Source organism: Bacillus sp. AK128 (assembly GCF_053903075.1).
This window is the reverse complement of record NZ_CP096379.1, coordinates 3,378,071-3,394,267: the sequence shown is the minus strand read 5'-3', so window position 1 is coordinate 3,394,267 and position 16,197 is coordinate 3,378,071. Positions and strand designations below refer to the sequence as shown.

The following is a 16,197-nucleotide window of genomic DNA, read 5'->3' as shown; positions in this document are numbered from 1 at the left end:
TAAATGGTCTACCGCCAACACCTCATTTTTTCATTAGAATGTGTTAGTTGATTCATGCAAAATGGTCTTTGATAAACACCTCATTTATAATTTGGTAAATGCTTAATAAAGTGATCTAGGATCCTTGTTCAAGCTTACCATCTCCTTCAACATTTTTTACAATAACTGAAGGTTTGAGTTGAATCGAAAATACCCTGCCGTAAACACCTCATTTGAGTAGTTTATTTGCTTGGTTACGATTCTTTTTTTCTTCATCTCCTCTTCAAATATTATTCTGTCCGATAGTGTTGTAAATATACAAAAAAGATTTTTTCTTTTATAAGAAAAATTTGGTAAGATAAGAGGAAAGTCAGAATAGGTGGGGGATCTGTATGAAACCTTTATTAGAAATAAAAAACCTAACGGGTGGTTATACAAAAAATCCAGTACTACATGATGTGAATTTCTCCATTCATACGAATGAGTTGGTGGGGTTGATTGGTCTTAATGGTGCGGGTAAAAGTACAACAATTAAGCATATTATCGGTCTGATGGATCAAAAGGAGGGTTCCATTACTATTAATGGACGTACCCTTAAGGATGATCCTGAAGGCTATCGATCCGATTATACTTATATACCTGAAACTCCGATCCTTTATGAAGAGCTTACACTAGAAGAACATCTAAAATTAACAGCCATGGCATACTCCATTAATGAAGTCGAATATAACAAGAGAGTGGAATTTCTTGTGAAGGAGTTTCATATGGAAAAACGTATGAAATGGTATCCTGCTCATTTTTCAAAAGGGATGAAGCAAAAGGTCATGATTCTTTGCGCGTTTTTAGTGCAACCCCCTTTATATATTATTGATGAGCCGATTGTCGGACTTGATCCACTAGGAATTCAATCTCTACTCCAGTTACTTCAAGCCAAAAAAGAGGAGGGAGCAGGGATTTTAATGTCCACACATATTTTAGCAACGGCTGAAAGGTACTGTGATTCTTTTATTATCTTACATGAAGGCCAGGTTCGCGCTAAGGGAACATTGAAGGAGCTTCAACAAGATTTTAATATGCCAAATGCAACGTTAGATGATATTTATGTCCAACTAACAAAGGAAGAAATAACAAATGGATATAAATAATATTTGGAGCAAACGTTTCACAAGCTATTTAAATGAACTAAGTCGTTATATGAAATATATGTTTAATGATCATCTAATGATCGTCCTGTTTATCGGTTTTAGTGCTGGGGCGGTCTATTACAATCAATGGTTATCGCAATTACCAGCAGCCTTTCCTTATGAGTGGGTGATGGGTGTAATCTTAGGAATCGTCATTACTACAGCCTCAATCCGTTCCTTCCTAAAGGAGCCAGATTTAGTCTTTCTCTTGCCGGTCGAACATAAGATGACGGTCTATTTTAAAAAAGGAATCGTCTATAGCTTTGTTATACATAGTATTACTGTTATCATAACGTTTTTGGTGTTTATTCCGATGCTCAATCAGTTTACTGAGTACTCGATGGAAAAGCTGTTTATTCTCTTGTTTATCATGTTAATTCTTAAAGGCTGGAACTTATTTTTATCATGGCGAATGCTTCATGTATTTGATCATCCGGGCTGGGTAGATTATAGTATTCGATTATGCTTTACAGTTGTATTTTTAGTGTTATTACTTGGAGGAGCCCCGTTTATTTATTTGGGTATTCTAATGGTAATAGCAATTGGGTGGGCATTTGCTTTTTATAAAATGACAAGCGGAACCTCCGTCAAATGGGAGCTATTATTAGAATCTGAAACAAGACAAATGAATAGATTTTACCGGATCGCCAATTTATTTGTTGATGTTCCCCACTTAAGAAGTGAAGTAAAGCCTAGAAAATGGCTAGATTGGATCACCGCATCCATTCCATTAAAAAAGGAAAAAATGTTTGACTTCCTCTATATAAAAACATTTGTAAGGACTGGTGAGTTTTTAGGCCTATATCTTCGATTGTTAGTGATAGCAGGGTTTATATTAGCTGGAGTTCACTTTCAATTTGCGGCTCTTATCATTGTGCCATTCTTTATCTTTATATCAGGGCTTCAGCTTTTAACGATGTTTAAACAGCATGATCAAAAGCTGTGGATTGATTTATATCCAGTTTCGATATCAGTTCGACGGCTAGCTTTTTTAAGGCTAATATTTAAGCTTATGATGGGATATGTAATAGTTTTATCAATCGTCGTTGTCTTCTTTAAAGGAATACTGGTTGCTCTATCGTGTTTACTTGTTTCTGGATTATTTAGTTATGCATTTGTATTTATGTATATAAAAAACAAGCTAGTCAAGCTATCGTAAATGAGGAATAGCGATGGATTATGAAACGGAAATAAGGCAAGAAGCACAGGTGTGGAAGAAAAAATTAGTCCGAAGAAAAAGTATGGTTGAGAGATTCTCCAAGAACACACAGACAAAGATTAACCAGATGATTCCTCAAAAAGCCCATCAGATGATTACGGAAAGTATTAAGCAAATGGTCCATGTAACAATGACCGGTTCGAACTATTTACCAAAAACCACTTATGACTCTAACTTACCAATCCGTCAAAAAGAAGTGTTGATTGATGAAAAGTTAGTAGTGTATAAACGGACAGCTGCTCTTGAGGGAGCAGGAACCGGTGCTGGAGGAATTTTACTAGGTTTAGCAGATTTCCCTTTATTACTAGGGATTAAAATGCGTTTTTTATTTGAAATTGGATCTATTTATGGTTTTCAAATAAATGAAGAAAATGAACGATTTTTCATTTTACACGTATTTCAACTAGCCTTTTCAAGTGATGAAATGAAGGAAGATTTACTAAACAGAATTGAAAACTGGGATAACAATCCGAGTGGAAACCAGATTGATTGGAGAGTATGGCAACAGGAATATCGGGATTATATTGATCTGGTTAAATTATTTCAGCTTGTTCCCGGAATTGGAGCTGTAGTCGGTGCATTCGCTAACTACCATTTACTCGATCATCTTGGTGAAACCGCCAAGCAATGCTACCGGTTAAGGATGCTTCATTGAGGGTAAGAATAACTTTAAAAAACCCATTTTTCAATTTGAAAAATGGGTTTTTGTATTATTTAGAAACTGTTAATGATACTTCCTTTTGGAAAGCAAGTGCTGCATTTCCTAGAGTTTTAGCAGCAACTAGCATCGCTTTTTCGTCTATATCGAATTTAGGATGGTGATGTGGGTAAGGGGTTTCTACTCCCACAGGTTTTGCACCGGTAAAGAAAAATGAGCCTTTTACATGCTGTAAATAGTAGGCGAAGTCTTCTCCACCCATTTGTAACTCAGCTTCTTCAATTACGTTCACATCAGAAACTTCCTGAGTAGCCTTCACTAAAAGGTCTGTTTCTTCTTTATGATTGACAACAGCAGGATATCCCCGATGGAACTTGTATTGATACGTTGCACCAGCTGTTAAGCACGTTCCCTTTAAGACGTTTTCAAGCTCTACTTCGATTTGATCTCTAACATCCTCACTAAAGGTACGAACTGTTCCAATTAAAGTAGCACTATCAGCAATTACATTAAAGGCATTCTTAGCCTCAAAGCTACCCACTGACACAACAGCAGGCTCAGTAGGGTTTACTTTTCTACTTACAACCTGTTGAAGATTCATAACATATTGAGAGCCGATTACAACTGAGTCCTTTGTTTTATGTGGTTGTGCACCATGTCCACCAGATCCGTTAATCGTTACTTCAAAACGGTCAGCTGCAGCCATGATTGGACCTACTCGATATTGAATCGTTCCAGTTGGAGCACTTGCCCAAAGGTGGGTACCGAAGATGGCGTCTACACCATTTAAACAGCCGTCCTCAATCATAGAAATTGCTCCACCTGGTGCATATTCTTCTGCATGCTGATGAATGAGAACAATATTTCCAGCTAATTGATCCTTAAGACGGTTGAAAGCCTCAGCTAGGACTAATAGAGTAGCAGTATGCCCATCATGACCACAAGCATGCATGACACCCGGTACTGTTGATTTATAGGGAACTTCCTTTTCATCTTGAATTGGTAAAGCATCAAAATCTGCTCGAAGTGCCACAGTTGGACCAGGAAGAGCACCTTTGATGGTAGCAACCACACCATTCCCTCCAACCCCTGTGCGTACCTCTATACCTAAATCATGATAAAAATTAGCAATATATTCAGCTGTTCTAACCTCTTTGAAAGAAAGCTCTGGATTCATATGTAAATATCTACGAATCTCAACCATTTTAGGGAAATTTACATTTAGTTCTTCGAATAGGGATTGTAACAAGATACATTAACCTCCTTGTGTTGATCAGAATTTTCAAAAATTATGATTCTGTCTATTATATCATTTTTTTCAAAAAGAATGACTAGAAAAATAGTTCAATTCTATAAAGATATTATATACTTATATGTAAATGGAGGAGAATATAAATGGAGATTAAAAGAAATATAGAACATAAACCGAAAACAGCGTATACGTCATTATTCGCAACATTGGGAAGCCTAGTATTATTCTTTATTTTAGCTTTTATTATTAATAAGTATGACGGGTTATCAATAGATAAGAAATTAGTAGTTTTTGCTGAAGAGAATATAACGGGTAATACCTATCACATGATTGCCTTTTTTACGAATCTAGGAAGTGAACGAGTGGTGATCCCGGTGGCTGTTTTATCATTACTGATTTTATGGTGGAAAACAAGGGATTATATTGGAATGGTGACTATTGCTATCGTGTTAGCAGGAAGCAATGAGTTATTTCAAATCTTGAAGGGAGTATTCTTGAGAGAACGTCCGATCCTTGATCCTTCAATTGATGCAACAGGATACAGCTTTCCAAGTGGACATTCTACTGTCTCAATGGCACTATATGGAATTATCCTGTATTTTATCTTGAAATATATGCAAAAATCTTTAATGAAAAATGTGATAGTTGTATTCCTGAGTGGTTACATCTTATTTATGGGGTTAAGCAGAGTGCTATTAAAAGCCCACTATCTGTCTGATGTGTTAGCAGGCTTTGCAATTGGATTTGTTTATCTCATGGCATGTATTTTTATATATGAGAAGGTAATGGAAAGAAGAGTGGCAATTAAAAAGAAAAAGAGCGAACTAACCGTTTAGGTTGGTCGCTCTTTATTTACATACTTAAACTCTGTACTTTCTTGCAGCTAGAGTGCTTCATTCACATTTGAATCAACTGCATCCGGGTCTACATTATTTGCAGAGCTTAAACCGTTATTGGTAACAACCGAAAATCCTGTATTAAAACTTCCCGAACCGGCAACGGTTTTGCTTGTACTTGTCGGTGAGGCATTAAAGGCAGATCCTGTAATAATCCCTTCATTAGTATTAAGAATTACCGGTCCTAATATTAAATTTTGCATAGACGTTCACTCCTTTTTGGATTGTCCTCTATTTAGTATATGAACAAAGAGTATACCCGTAACAACTTCTCTAAAATTAGGAGAGTACCTACTAAAAAATGAAGAATTCTAGGACATGTATCATAACCAAATTTAACAATTCTTTCATAAAATATACTGAAAAAAGTGAGAAGGAGGGACTGATTATGTTTCCAAACAGAAGATATATTCCACCATCCTATCCCCAAAGAAGGCCACAGGGAAGTCCTCAACAAACAGGTAGAAATCGAGATGTTTTCTCTTATTTTCGTACACCTGATGGAACCATTGATTTTAATAAAATTAATGGAACAGCCAAGCAAATGAAACAATTAGTTGATCAGGTTAGTCCATGGGTCTCAAAATTTTTTCAAAGATAAAGAAAGAAGGAAACCTGTGTCTTAGGTTTCCTTTACCATTTACTTATAAACTACGCGAGTTATTTTTTCCCCATCATTTTACTAATGGTTGAAGCATCAATTGGTTTATTGGAATGAACTAACGTTTCGACAATTTTATCTTCTAGCTGCTTCGGTACATTTTTATTTGCTAATTGTCCTAGCTCTTTAACTAAGTTTCTTATTGTTTTTTCATCCTTTAAGTTTGCACCATTTAGGGATTGAGCCACTTTCATAATATCCTGCATTTTGACTCCAGTTTTTTTCTCTACCCCTTTAAACATATCGCTCATACATATCCCTCCTTTATTGACGTTGCTTTATTATATGAAAGGAGGGATGTTTTGTTTGTACATCTGTCTATATTAGGGGATGTTTAGTAACACTTTCCTTTAATAGCCAAAAAGGTTACTCAGCTGAGCAACCTTTTGATTAGGCTCATATGCTACTTCATCATTAGTAACCTACATAAGAAGTTCCAACAATGATTAGTAGAATAAACAACACAACGATTAGTGCAAATCCTGCACCATATCCACCTACACCACTCATCATAACACCTCCATTATTTAAAGGTTACTTCAGTGTATGAAAGGTAAGTATAAAAGGTATGGACAGATCGCTAAACAGGTTGAAAATCATCAAAATACCTATATTGGGAAATTATTTTTGCGTTATATTCTATCCTACTTAATACGTCTAAATAGTGGTTGGAGCCACTTGTTACTTTGTTCTAGTTCACCTGCAAGCTGAAGGAGTAGTGCTTCATTTCCTTTTGCTGCTATAAACTGAACCCCAGATGGTAAGCCTTTTTTTGTTTGATGTAAAGGTACAGACATAGCTGGTTGACCAGTAAGGTTTGCAAGCTGGGTAAAAGGTGTTCGCTTCAAACTGTTTTCAACAATTTGGTCAATCATTCCTGCCTTTTTTAAAATACCACCCCAACCAAGCTTACCAACCATCTCCATCATAAACTTTTCAAAACCGACAGATTCTAGCTCCCCAATTGTTGAGGGAGGGAAAGCCGTGGTAGGTGTTAGATAAAAGTCATACGTCAGATGGAATTCATCCATGATAAAAGATGCTTTATCCCATTCTCTTAGGCTTAGTACAAACTCTTCAGCTGATGTAGCTCTTCCTAATAATCCAAGTAGCCATGTGGTAGGTTCTACATCCGTAAATTTTGCAGGACGACCGATTACCTCCTCCAAGGAACGAATTCCTGCAGCGACCTCCCCAAAATACATGGTAATATAACTCTTCGCAATTTTACCTCCATCAACAGGGGCCTGTTTTTCTTCCACATGGTGTCCCATTTCCTCCAGTAATTTGACTGTTTGAAGTACTGCTTCCTTACATTCAGGATGTACATCTGTCCCAAGTGGAGATTCGGTTGAATAGGCAATCGTAAGTGGTTTAGAAAGTGGTTTACCCACTACATCTAAAAAGGCAACATTATGAGGTGGTGTATGATAGGCTGCTCCTCTTTCGAATAGGGTCAATTCATCTAACATGGCCGCACTATCTCTTACTGTCCTTGTTAAAACGTGATCAACAGAGGCCCCTTGCCAATTTCGTCCGACAGTTGGTCCAACAGGTGTTCTTCCTCTAGTTGGTTTTAGCCCAAATAAACCGCAGTAAGCTGCTGGAATTCGAATAGAGCCTCCACCATCATTAGCTCCGGCAATAGGGACCATTCCAACAGAAACAGCAGCTGCCGATCCACCACTAGAGCCACCTGGAGTATAATCTGAATTCCATGGGTTACGTGTGGGACCGTGAAATAGTGGTTCTGTAATACCCATCAATGCAAATTCCGGTACATTCGTTTGTCCCAGAATAACCGTACCAGAATCTTTCATTCTTTTAACAAATGTAGAATCAACCTTTCCTTTATAATTTTTTAAGGCTCTGGAACCAGAGGTTAGCGTCTCGCCGATCATCTCTTGTTGGAAATGATCTTTTAGAAGGATGGGAACTCCAGCAAAAGGTCCATTAATCTGTTTGGTGTAGGGTATACTTCCAGATTCATAGAACTTATTAATGACAGCATTTAACGGTCCATTATGATTCTCAATTTCCTTTATGGCTGCTTGAACCACTTCTTGTTGTGTGACTTGTTTATCCTTAATGAGTTGAGCTAAACCAAGACCATCATATTCTTTGTAATTAAAGCTCATTTGTTAGCCTCCACTTCTCTTAATTAGTTACTTTATGTAGAAAGTATAAAAGTCTGATAATTCTTACTAGTTTAAGTGTACTCCTTTTAGGACTGATTGTGTTAAAAATATTAACAGAGCTTGATCTTGACTATCTACCTGGCTAAAGGAAAAAGAGGTTGCAAGAAAAATAAATGTAATAGCAAGATACAGAAGTAAAGTCGCAAGAAAAGCGCACCAAGTTGCAAGAAATATAAACTTAGTCGCAAGAATAACAATCAAGGCAAAGTATGTTCAAACATCTAAACTAGGCAGCCGGAAAATAGAAAGGCTGATTTTAAATAGTGTGACTTCCATCACTTACAGCTGTTTCGCAACCATCTATATTAAAAGTATAGGAGATACATTTACAATGTACATCCGATCAATATAAGTTTATTTGTGAAAGGAATCACAAAAAAGTCGCTTCATTTGAAGGGGTGGGATTATGTATTACTGGAGAGGGTTTACCGAAGGAAAGTGGCAAAAAGAAATCGATGTTCGTGATTTTATTCAGTTGAACTATATGATCTATGAGGGGGATGAGTCCTTCTTACGTCCAGCTTCTATACACACAAAACAATTATGGGATCAAATAATTGTTTTAACTACAAAAGAACGTGAAAACGGTGGAGTACTAAACATGGACACAGATATCGTTTCTACAATAGTTTCTCATGAACCCGGATATTTAAATAAAGAGTTAGAACAAATCGTAGGGATTCAAACTGATGAACCATTTAAACGTTCACTCCAGCCTTTTGGAGGAATAAGAATGGCAGTTGATGCATGTGAAGCCTATGGGTTTAGTATTCCAAATGATATAGTTGATACCTTTTCAAAGTATCGTAAGACGCATAACCAGGGTGTGTTTGATGCTTATACACCGGAGATGAAACTAGCAAGAAAAGCAGGTATTATTACTGGCTTACCTGATGCTTATGGTCGGGGGAGAATCATTGGAGATTATCGGCGAGTAGCCTTATATGGTGTTGACCGCCTCATTCAGGAGAAGGAACAAGAGTTAACACGTTTAAGTAAGACAATGTCAGAGGAAATCATTCGAGAACGAGAAGAGACGGCTGAGCAAATTAGAGCCCTTACTGAATTAAAACAAATGGCCAATTCATATGGGTTTGATCTTTCCATTCCTGCTTCGAATGCAAGGCAAGCATTCCAATGGTTATATTTTGCTTATTTAGCTGCGATTAAAGAGCAAAATGGCGCAGCAATGAGCCTAGGTAGAGTATCAACTTTCTTGGATGTTTATATTGAGCGGGATATAAAAGAAGGAATTCTTACAGAAGTGGAAGCGCAGGAGTTAGTTGATCATTTCGTGATGAAGCTTAGACTTGTAAAGTTTGCTAGAACACCCGATTATAATGAGTTATTTAGTGGTGACCCGACATGGGTAACAGAAGCAATTGGTGGTATTGGTGTTGATGGAAGGCCTCTTGTTACTAAGAATTCATTTCGATTTCTGCATACATTAACAAATCTGGGAGCTGCTCCAGAACCCAATCTTACCGTTTTATGGTCTACTAAATTACCTACTAACTTTAAACGCTATTGCGCAAATATGTCGATCCAAACTAGTTCGATTCAATACGAAAATGATGATTTGATGAGGAAGGAATTCGGAGATGACTATGGCATTGCTTGTTGTGTAAGTGCTATGAAAATTGGAAAGCAAATGCAGTTTTTTGGAGCGCGTGCCAATCTAGCAAAAGCTTTATTATACGCAATCAACGGTGGTAAAGATGAGAAGTTAAACATACAAGTCTCACCTGGATTCCCCTCTATCACTGAAGAGTATTTAGATTACGAACAAGTAGTCACTAATTTTGATCACGTAATGGAATGGTTGGCTGAGCTTTATATGAACACGTTAAATATCATCCATTATATGCATGACAAATATAGCTATGAAAGAATTGAAATGGCTTTGCATGACCGTGAAATTCTGAGAACGATGGCATGTGGTATAGCGGGATTATCGGTAACTGCGGATAGCTTAAGTGCCATAAAATATGCGAAGGTGAAAGTCATTCGTGACGAAACAGGACTTGCGGTTGATTATCAAATTGAAGGGGATTATCCGAAGTACGGAAATAATGACGACCGTGTTGACGAAATTGCAATCTGGTTAGTTAAGACGTTTATGAACAAATTAAAGAAACATAAAACGTATCGTCAATCCGTTCCAACCTTGTCTGTCTTAACTATAACAAGCAATGTAGTCTATGGAAAAAAGACGGGTAGTACCCCAGACGGAAGAAAAGTAGGGGAACCTTTTGCACCTGGTGCAAATCCATTACATGGAAGAGACCAAAAGGGAGCACTGGCGTCACTAAATTCAGTAGCCAAGCTACCGTATGAGTATTCATTAGACGGAATCTCTAACACGTTCAGTATCGTTCCAAAAGCTCTTGGTAAAGAAGAAGAGCAACAGATCACCAATTTAGTTGGAATTCTAGATGGATATGCATTAAAGGGTGGTCACCATCTTAATATTAACGTTTTTAACCGTGAAACATTATTAGATGCAATGGAGCATCCGGAACAATATCCACAGCTGACAATTCGTGTATCAGGCTATGCGGTTAACTTCATTAAACTTACGCGTGAGCAACAAACAGACGTAATTAATCGAACATTTCACGAATCTTTATAACGGGGATCAATGGTCCTCGCCAAATGAAAATAGGGAGGACCTCATATGATAGGAAACATTCACTCCATCGAGACATGTGGTACAGTAGATGGTCCCGGATTAAGATACATTGTGTTTTTACAAGGTTGCTTATTAAGGTGTCAATACTGTCATAACCCTGATACATGGGAAGTAGGAAAGGGGGAAGAATTGACAGTAGATGAGATTATTAAGGACTTAATGGATTATCTACCATTCTTCGAAAGTAGTGGAGGAGGCATCACCGTCTCTGGTGGAGAGCCCTTATTACAGATTGATTTTTTAATAGCATTATTTAAACGGTGTAAGGAATTAGGCATTCATACCACCATTGATACATCAGGGGGATGCTATCACGAACATCCAGAATTCTTAAGGAAACTTGACAGATTAATGGATGTAACAGATTTAATTTTGTTAGATATTAAGCAAATTGATTCTATGAAGCATCAAGAATTAACGGGAATGAAAAATAACCATATTCTCACTTTTGCTAGATATTTAGCTAATAAAAATAAGCCCATATGGATTAGGCATGTACTGGTGCCGGGTAAAACAGATGAACCTGGTGATTTAGAAAAGTTAAGAGTGTTTATTAAACAGCTTTCAAATGTAGAGAAGATTGAGCTTTTGCCCTATCATCAGCTAGGTGAATATAAGTGGAAAGAATTAGGGCTCAAGTATGAGCTAGAGGGAGTCTATCCCCCCACCGAGGAGCAAATTCTTAGAGCAAAGACACTTTTACAAATCGTATAGTCAGTTGAGAGCACTTTCTTAATGGAAGTGCTTTCTTTCGTGTGAGAAATATCACAGAATTAGATTAATAGATAATATATAATGCTCCTATATTGATGAAAAAATATGAGATTAAATAACTGTAATAGATAAAGTTAGGGGAGCTTTTATGATTGAGCTTAGTAGAAAAACAACTGTGCCGAACCAACTATTACTATATTTAAAGTTAACCGACGCAGTTATAATAACAGACAAGAATCATATCATCATAGAAGTAAACGAGCAGTATGAAAAGATTACTGGATTTAAAAGAGATTCTATTCTAGGAAGAAGGGCCGGATTCCTAAAGTCAAGTTTAACTCCCGAATCTACATACAAGCAATTGAAGGAAGCACTTGATCAAGGTGAACCATGGTCAGGGGTTCTAATAAACAGAAAGAAATCAGGGGATCTATGGCATTCATCGATTTCAATCACACCGATAAGGATCGATGGAAACAGTTACTATATTGGTCTATTTCGTGATTTAGAGCAGTTAGAGCAAGGCGTGTATATTTCAGAGGACCAAAAGATAGAAACACAAAGAGAGCTATTAAAGGTATTAGCAATCTCTTGTGAAATTAGAGACCCAGCTATTGAGAATCATTTAACGAGAGTTCAAGAATTAACAAAATTATTGGTGGAAGAGTATATTAAGTTTCATAGAGCAGTTCTTTCGGAGACGTTTGTACACAATATAATTCACTGTAGTATCCTTCATGATATTGGAAAGGCTGGGATTCCTGAGGGGATCCTGTACAAGCCTGGTCCTCTCACAACTTTTGAACGAAAAATTATAGAGATGCATCCTCTGATGGGGACTGATATACTTAACAAAATTTCCACGAATATGAATAATGAACTTATCACAAGTTTAGAGGTAGCAGAAAATATTATTATGCATCATCATGAAAAATGGGATGGGACAGGCTATCCACACGGATTAAAGGGTGAAAATATTCCACTTGAAGCAAGATTAGTATCAATTGTTGATGTATACGATGCTTTAACGAGCAGAAGGGCATATAAAGAAGCTTGGACAAAACAGGAGGCTTTGTCTTATCTTAATGAACAAAAAGGAATCCAATTTGATCCTATTCTAACAAAGTTGTTTATTAACATTGCAACGGAAATTAAAGGCCTGGATTAACTATAAATGTAGAAGCCAGAAAAGGATACTGGTTAGGAACAGGCCGACTATTGAGATACTGATAACAGAAGTTTTATCCCCTTATTTTTGAGGGGTTATTTTTTTGTAATTGTCTTTTTTCACGAAATAGGTTCTTGATATAAACAGCAAAGTAGATGATTGGATTAGCTCCGAATATTTTAGTATGATAAATTTGATAAACATAGAGATAGTTGAAAGTTTAAGAGTTATTAAATACATAAGTGAGTGAATAGTTTGAGGAGGAATTATGATGGAAATCGGTATAAGTACATTTGTTGAGACAACACCCGATGTCAAAACAGGTCATGTAATAAGTCATGCACAAAGAATACGAGAGGTTGTCGAAGAGATTGTCCTAGCAGATCAAGTTGGGTTAGATGTGTTTGGAGTAGGCGAGCATCATCGTGAGGATTTTGCAGCCTCTTCACCTGCAGTCATTCTAGCAGCCGCTGCATCCCAAACAAAAAGAATTCGCTTAACCAGTGCAGTTACCGTGCTTTCTTCTGCTGATCCGGTCCGAGTGTTTCAGGATTTTGCAACCGTTGACGCCATCTCAAATGGACGAGCAGAAATCATGGCAGGACGTGGTTCGTTTATTGAATCATTCCCATTGTTCGGTTACAATTTGCAGGATTACGATGAGTTGTTTGAAGAAAAGCTAGAGCTACTATTAAAAATAAGAGAGTCGGAAAAAGTGACATGGCGCGGAGGACATCGACCTGCGATTCAAAATTTAGGTGTTTATCCACGTCCTGTCCAAAATCCTTTACCCGTTTGGATTGGTAGTGGTGGAAATTCAGAATCAGTTGTTCGAGCAGGACTACTTGGGTTACCTTTAGTGCTGGCAATAATAGGTGGACGTCCAAAACAATTTGCACCACTCGTTCAGCTTTATAAGAATGCAGCGGAACACGCTGGTCATGATCCAGAAAAGCTTACAGTTGCATCCCATTCACATGGTTTCATTGCAGAGGATACAGAGACTGCAGCGGATAAGTTCTTTCCTTCAACCCAACAGGTCATGAATAAACTGGGAAGAGAAAGAGGTTGGGGACATTATGATCGGGCGAGCTTTGACGCTGCACGCAGTTTTGAAGGAGCATTATATGTTGGGGATGCGGAAACAGTCTCCTCCAAAATTATTGATTTACGTAAAAATGTGGGGATTACTAGATTTATGCTTCATGTTCCGGTTGGATCTATGCCACATGAAGAAGTCATGAATGCGATTGAATTGTTAGGTAAAGAAGTTGCCCCAAGAGTAAAAGAAGAAGTTGAAAAGTGGGAGAAGGAAAACAAATAAATTGAGAGCTAAATTTAATAAACTCTGGCTCCATATAGGGATATTTATTAAAAAGAAAGACGCTCAGAGTTGAATTTCTCTGAGCGTCTGTTCCTATTCAACTATGACTTTAAAATATCATGGTCAACATAACGCTCACCATTTAGTTCACTGATGATATTGATCGCAACCGCTGCACCATTTCCAGATGTAACGATGGTATGAACGCTAACCCCAGCAACAGTACCAGCTGCCCAGATACCTTCAATATTAGTTTTACCGTTTTGATCCACTTCAATTATTGATTTAATTCTTGGTTCAGTTCCAGGAACAACCTTTAAACCAACCTTTTCAGCTAGATCCGTTAAAGCCCCTGATGCAAACACAACATGTTTTGCTTCGTATTCTCCGTTTTCACCTTCAATAGTAAAGCCAGAGTCTGTTTTAGTAATGTTTAAAACAGTTTCACTCTTAAACTCTGCTCCAAATTTAGTAGCTTGCTTCTTTCCTGTTTCAATCAGGTCAGGACCTGCAATTTCATCTACCCCATAATGATTTTCAACCCAAGCACGATTGGTCATGCTCTTGCCATTTTCAAATACTAATGTCTTTTTACCTGCTTTTGCTGCAAAAATTGCTGCACTTGCACCAGCAGGGCCTCCACCAATGATCGCGATTTCAAACATATTAGAAAACCTCCAAGTATTTAAATTTATATATAAATAGAAAAGCTAAAAGTTTTCTATTTAACAACATAATTGTTGTTGTAGCAACTAAGTTAGTTCGCAAAGAGCTATATTAGCTTTTGGACATTCTTATTAATTTTTGAAAGAATTCGCTCTAATTCTAGAAGTTCTTCATTCGAAATGTCGTTACAAACAATCTCATTAAATTCTTCAGCAATCGGAATAATATCTTCTCCGAGTTCTTTCCCTTTTTGAGTGAGATATAAACGTACTGAACGGCGGTCATGATCACAATTCATTCTTTTAATGAATCCCTTACCTTCAAGGTTAGATGCCATTCTTGCAATATTCGTTTTATCTTTATCTAGGCTTTCTACAAGCTGATTTTGAGTTAAACCATCTTTTTCCCAAAGTAGCATCATAATCAAATTTTGTTCTGGTGCAAGGTTATAGGGTTCTAGTTTAGACTTAATAAAGCTAGTAAGGTTTAAGTCAGTTTGATGTATTTTGATACTAATGTAATCGTGCAAAGACAATTTCAATGCGATCCCTCACCTTGTGTGCTAATGGTTGCTATAGATACTAAATTGGTAATTACAGTATAGGAAAGGGAGTATCGAATGTCAATTAATTGAACTGAAAAGTGCGGAAAGTAAGGCTGGAGATTTATTGGGGAAGTGTCAATTATTACTCTCATCCTTATATCATACTTCAGTATTTATGGTTCAATCTGTGATAAAAATCACAATGATAAATAAATCGCGTTTTGTTATGAACACTATGTGAACCGTATTGTAAATGCAGGTAAAAAGGGATAAAGTAAGAGTATAGAAAGTAAGTGAAAACATTCACAAACTTTCTTTTAGAAAAGCTAGCTGGCTTATTTTCTACACCATCATTACAAACAGTTACCACTTGATGCTCAATTAATAAAAGGTAAATGGGGGTAAAATTATGAATATCATTTTACACGGCAAAAATATAACGATTACAGAAGCGTTAAAGGACTATATTGAAGATAAGATTGGAAGAGTAGGTAAGCTTTTAGATAAAGAAGAAGTCAATGTTTATGTCAACCTATCCACATTCAAACATAAGCATTGTATCGAAGTAACAATCCCGGTTGGTGATCGGACCATTAGGGCAGAAGAATTAACAGAAGATATGTATAAATCAATTGATATTGTAGAAGAAAAATTAAAAAGAAAAGTAAGAAAGGTTAAAACGAAGGTGTTACGTGAAGTTAGAAAGTTCGAACCTACTTTTACACCTATAATAGAAGAGGAAGATATAGATCAAGTGGTTAGAATCAAGAAATTTGATATTAAGCCGATGAGTACAGACGAGGCCATTCAACAAATGAATTTGTTAGATCATAGCTTCTTCGTATATCTGAATGCCGATACAGAAGAGATGAATGTTGTGTACAAACGTCACAAAGGAGATTACGGTCTAATTGAATCTTCAGCAATCAGTAGCTAAATAAACTGAAAAGGGAAGCACATTCTACTGTGTTTCCCTTTTAAATATATGAATGCATTGGGGGGCATCACATATAATTGTTTCTCTTTCTTATTCATATATCTC

The 16,197-nt window shown here is 36.9% G+C and carries 17 protein-coding genes; 10 read left to right on the top strand and 7 right to left on the bottom strand.

Going from position 1 to position 16,197, the window contains the following annotated elements:
- Positions 1-371: 371 nt before the first annotated feature.
- From M1D60_RS16995 to M1D60_RS16985, 3 genes are read left to right on the top strand one after another with little or no spacing between them, the layout of a single operon-like run.
- A complete protein-coding gene (locus M1D60_RS16995) occupies positions 372-1,124 on the top strand; it encodes an ABC transporter ATP-binding protein (RefSeq protein WP_456276022.1) in 753 nt (250 codons plus the stop codon).
- Positions 1,111-2,322, top strand: coding sequence for an ABC transporter permease (locus M1D60_RS16990; protein ID WP_456276021.1), 1,212 nt, complete (start codon positions 1,111-1,113; stop codon positions 2,320-2,322). The genes M1D60_RS16995 and M1D60_RS16990 overlap by 14 nt, the downstream gene beginning before the upstream one ends.
- A 13-nt stretch (positions 2,323-2,335) precedes the next feature.
- Entirely contained in the window at positions 2,336-3,037 is a 702-nt protein-coding gene (locus tag M1D60_RS16985; RefSeq protein ID WP_456276020.1) for an EcsC family protein, read from the top strand.
- 55 nt (positions 3,038-3,092) lie between these two features.
- On the opposite strand, the gene M1D60_RS16980 is transcribed toward M1D60_RS16985, so the two are convergent.
- On the bottom strand, positions 3,093-4,289 hold the full coding sequence (locus M1D60_RS16980; RefSeq protein ID WP_456276019.1) for a M20 family metallopeptidase: 1,197 nt from the start codon (positions 4,287-4,289) through the stop codon (positions 3,093-3,095).
- 146 nt (positions 4,290-4,435) lie between these two features.
- On the opposite strand from M1D60_RS16980, the gene M1D60_RS16975 reads away from it, so the two are divergent.
- Entirely contained in the window at positions 4,436-5,128 is a 693-nt protein-coding gene (locus tag M1D60_RS16975; RefSeq protein WP_456276018.1) for a phosphatase PAP2 family protein, read from the top strand.
- A 47-nt stretch (positions 5,129-5,175) separates the two neighbouring features.
- Here the strand turns inward: M1D60_RS16975 and M1D60_RS16970 are convergent, their stop codons facing one another.
- Positions 5,176-5,391: a spore germination protein gene (locus tag M1D60_RS16970; RefSeq protein ID WP_456276017.1), complete on the bottom strand. Its 216-nt coding sequence runs from the start codon at positions 5,389-5,391 to the stop codon at positions 5,176-5,178.
- A gap of 185 nt (positions 5,392-5,576) precedes the next feature.
- Between M1D60_RS16970 and M1D60_RS16965 the strand changes: the two genes are divergently transcribed.
- Complete coding sequence (locus tag M1D60_RS16965; RefSeq protein WP_456276016.1) at positions 5,577-5,789, top strand: YppG family protein; 213 nt, start codon at positions 5,577-5,579, stop codon at positions 5,787-5,789.
- 59 nt (positions 5,790-5,848) lie between these two features.
- On the opposite strand, the gene M1D60_RS16960 is transcribed toward M1D60_RS16965, so the two are convergent.
- From M1D60_RS16960 to M1D60_RS16950, 3 genes are all read right to left on the bottom strand, one after another.
- A complete protein-coding gene (locus M1D60_RS16960) occupies positions 5,849-6,100 on the bottom strand; it encodes a stage VI sporulation protein F (protein WP_456276015.1) in 252 nt (83 codons plus the stop codon).
- 163 nt (positions 6,101-6,263) lie between these two features.
- Positions 6,264-6,359, bottom strand: coding sequence for a YjcZ family sporulation protein (locus M1D60_RS16955; protein ID WP_456279473.1), 96 nt, complete (start codon positions 6,357-6,359; stop codon positions 6,264-6,266).
- 134 nt (positions 6,360-6,493) lie between these two features.
- Positions 6,494-7,987 carry an amidase family protein gene (locus M1D60_RS16950; RefSeq protein ID WP_456276014.1) on the bottom strand — a complete coding sequence of 498 codons (1,494 nt, stop codon included), beginning with the start codon at positions 7,985-7,987 and terminating at the stop codon, positions 6,494-6,496.
- 466 nt (positions 7,988-8,453) lie between these two features.
- Here M1D60_RS16950 and pflB point away from each other — a divergent pair, with 466 nt between their 5' ends.
- The 4 genes from pflB (at position 8,454) to M1D60_RS16930 (ending at position 13,945) form a co-directional block, all read left to right on the top strand.
- A complete protein-coding gene (gene pflB, locus M1D60_RS16945) occupies positions 8,454-10,679 on the top strand; it encodes a formate C-acetyltransferase (RefSeq protein WP_456276013.1) in 2,226 nt (741 codons plus the stop codon).
- 45 nt (positions 10,680-10,724) lie between these two features.
- Positions 10,725-11,453: a pyruvate formate-lyase-activating protein gene (gene pflA, locus M1D60_RS16940; protein WP_456276012.1), complete on the top strand. Its 729-nt coding sequence runs from the start codon at positions 10,725-10,727 to the stop codon at positions 11,451-11,453.
- Positions 11,454-11,601: 148 nt separating this feature from the next.
- A complete protein-coding gene (locus tag M1D60_RS16935; protein WP_456276011.1) occupies positions 11,602-12,621 on the top strand; it encodes an HD domain-containing phosphohydrolase in 1,020 nt (339 codons plus the stop codon).
- Between the two features lie 271 nt (positions 12,622-12,892).
- Positions 12,893-13,945, top strand: a complete 1,053-nt coding sequence (locus M1D60_RS16930) for an LLM class flavin-dependent oxidoreductase (RefSeq protein ID WP_456279472.1) — start codon at positions 12,893-12,895, stop codon at positions 13,943-13,945.
- 101 nt (positions 13,946-14,046) lie between these two features.
- On the opposite strand, the gene M1D60_RS16925 is transcribed toward M1D60_RS16930, so the two are convergent.
- Complete coding sequence (locus M1D60_RS16925; protein WP_456276010.1) at positions 14,047-14,610, bottom strand: FAD-dependent oxidoreductase; 564 nt, start codon at positions 14,608-14,610, stop codon at positions 14,047-14,049.
- Positions 14,611-14,717: 107 nt separating this feature from the next.
- Complete coding sequence (locus tag M1D60_RS16920) at positions 14,718-15,152, bottom strand: MarR family winged helix-turn-helix transcriptional regulator (protein WP_456276009.1); 435 nt, start codon at positions 15,150-15,152, stop codon at positions 14,718-14,720.
- A gap of 412 nt (positions 15,153-15,564) precedes the next feature.
- Between M1D60_RS16920 and hpf the strand changes: the two genes are divergently transcribed.
- Positions 15,565-16,092 carry a ribosome hibernation-promoting factor, HPF/YfiA family gene (gene hpf, locus M1D60_RS16915; protein ID WP_456276008.1) on the top strand — a complete coding sequence of 176 codons (528 nt, stop codon included), beginning with the start codon at positions 15,565-15,567 and terminating at the stop codon, positions 16,090-16,092.
- Positions 16,093-16,197: the final 105 nt, after the last annotated feature.

Excerpts from the sequence above, each read along its gene's own strand:
- M1D60_RS16970 (WP_456276017.1), bottom strand. The coding sequence starts at position 5,391 with ATGCAAAATTTAATATTAGGACCGGTAATTCTTAATACTAATGAAGGG.
- M1D60_RS16965 (WP_456276016.1), top strand. The coding sequence starts at position 5,577 with ATGTTTCCAAACAGAAGATATATTCCACCATCCTATCCCCAAAGAAGG.
- pflB (WP_456276013.1), top strand. The coding sequence starts at position 8,454 with ATGTATTACTGGAGAGGGTTTACCGAAGGAAAGTGGCAAAAAGAAATC.
- M1D60_RS16950 (WP_456276014.1), bottom strand. The coding sequence starts at position 7,987 with ATGAGCTTTAATTACAAAGAATATGATGGTCTTGGTTTAGCTCAACTC.
- M1D60_RS16925 (WP_456276010.1), bottom strand. The coding sequence starts at position 14,610 with ATGTTTGAAATCGCGATCATTGGTGGAGGCCCTGCTGGTGCAAGTGCA.
- M1D60_RS16995 (WP_456276022.1), top strand. The coding sequence starts at position 372 with ATGAAACCTTTATTAGAAATAAAAAACCTAACGGGTGGTTATACAAAA.
- M1D60_RS16955 (WP_456279473.1), bottom strand. The coding sequence starts at position 6,359 with ATGAGTGGTGTAGGTGGATATGGTGCAGGATTTGCACTAATCGTTGTG.
- pflA (WP_456276012.1), top strand. The coding sequence starts at position 10,725 with ATGATAGGAAACATTCACTCCATCGAGACATGTGGTACAGTAGATGGT.
- M1D60_RS16975 (WP_456276018.1), top strand. The coding sequence starts at position 4,436 with ATGGAGATTAAAAGAAATATAGAACATAAACCGAAAACAGCGTATACG.
- M1D60_RS16930 (WP_456279472.1), top strand. The coding sequence starts at position 12,893 with ATGGAAATCGGTATAAGTACATTTGTTGAGACAACACCCGATGTCAAA.
- M1D60_RS16990 (WP_456276021.1), top strand. The coding sequence starts at position 1,111 with ATGGATATAAATAATATTTGGAGCAAACGTTTCACAAGCTATTTAAAT.
- hpf (WP_456276008.1), top strand. The coding sequence starts at position 15,565 with ATGAATATCATTTTACACGGCAAAAATATAACGATTACAGAAGCGTTA.
- M1D60_RS16960 (WP_456276015.1), bottom strand. The coding sequence starts at position 6,100 with ATGAGCGATATGTTTAAAGGGGTAGAGAAAAAAACTGGAGTCAAAATG.
- M1D60_RS16935 (WP_456276011.1), top strand. The coding sequence starts at position 11,602 with ATGATTGAGCTTAGTAGAAAAACAACTGTGCCGAACCAACTATTACTA.
- M1D60_RS16985 (WP_456276020.1), top strand. The coding sequence starts at position 2,336 with ATGGATTATGAAACGGAAATAAGGCAAGAAGCACAGGTGTGGAAGAAA.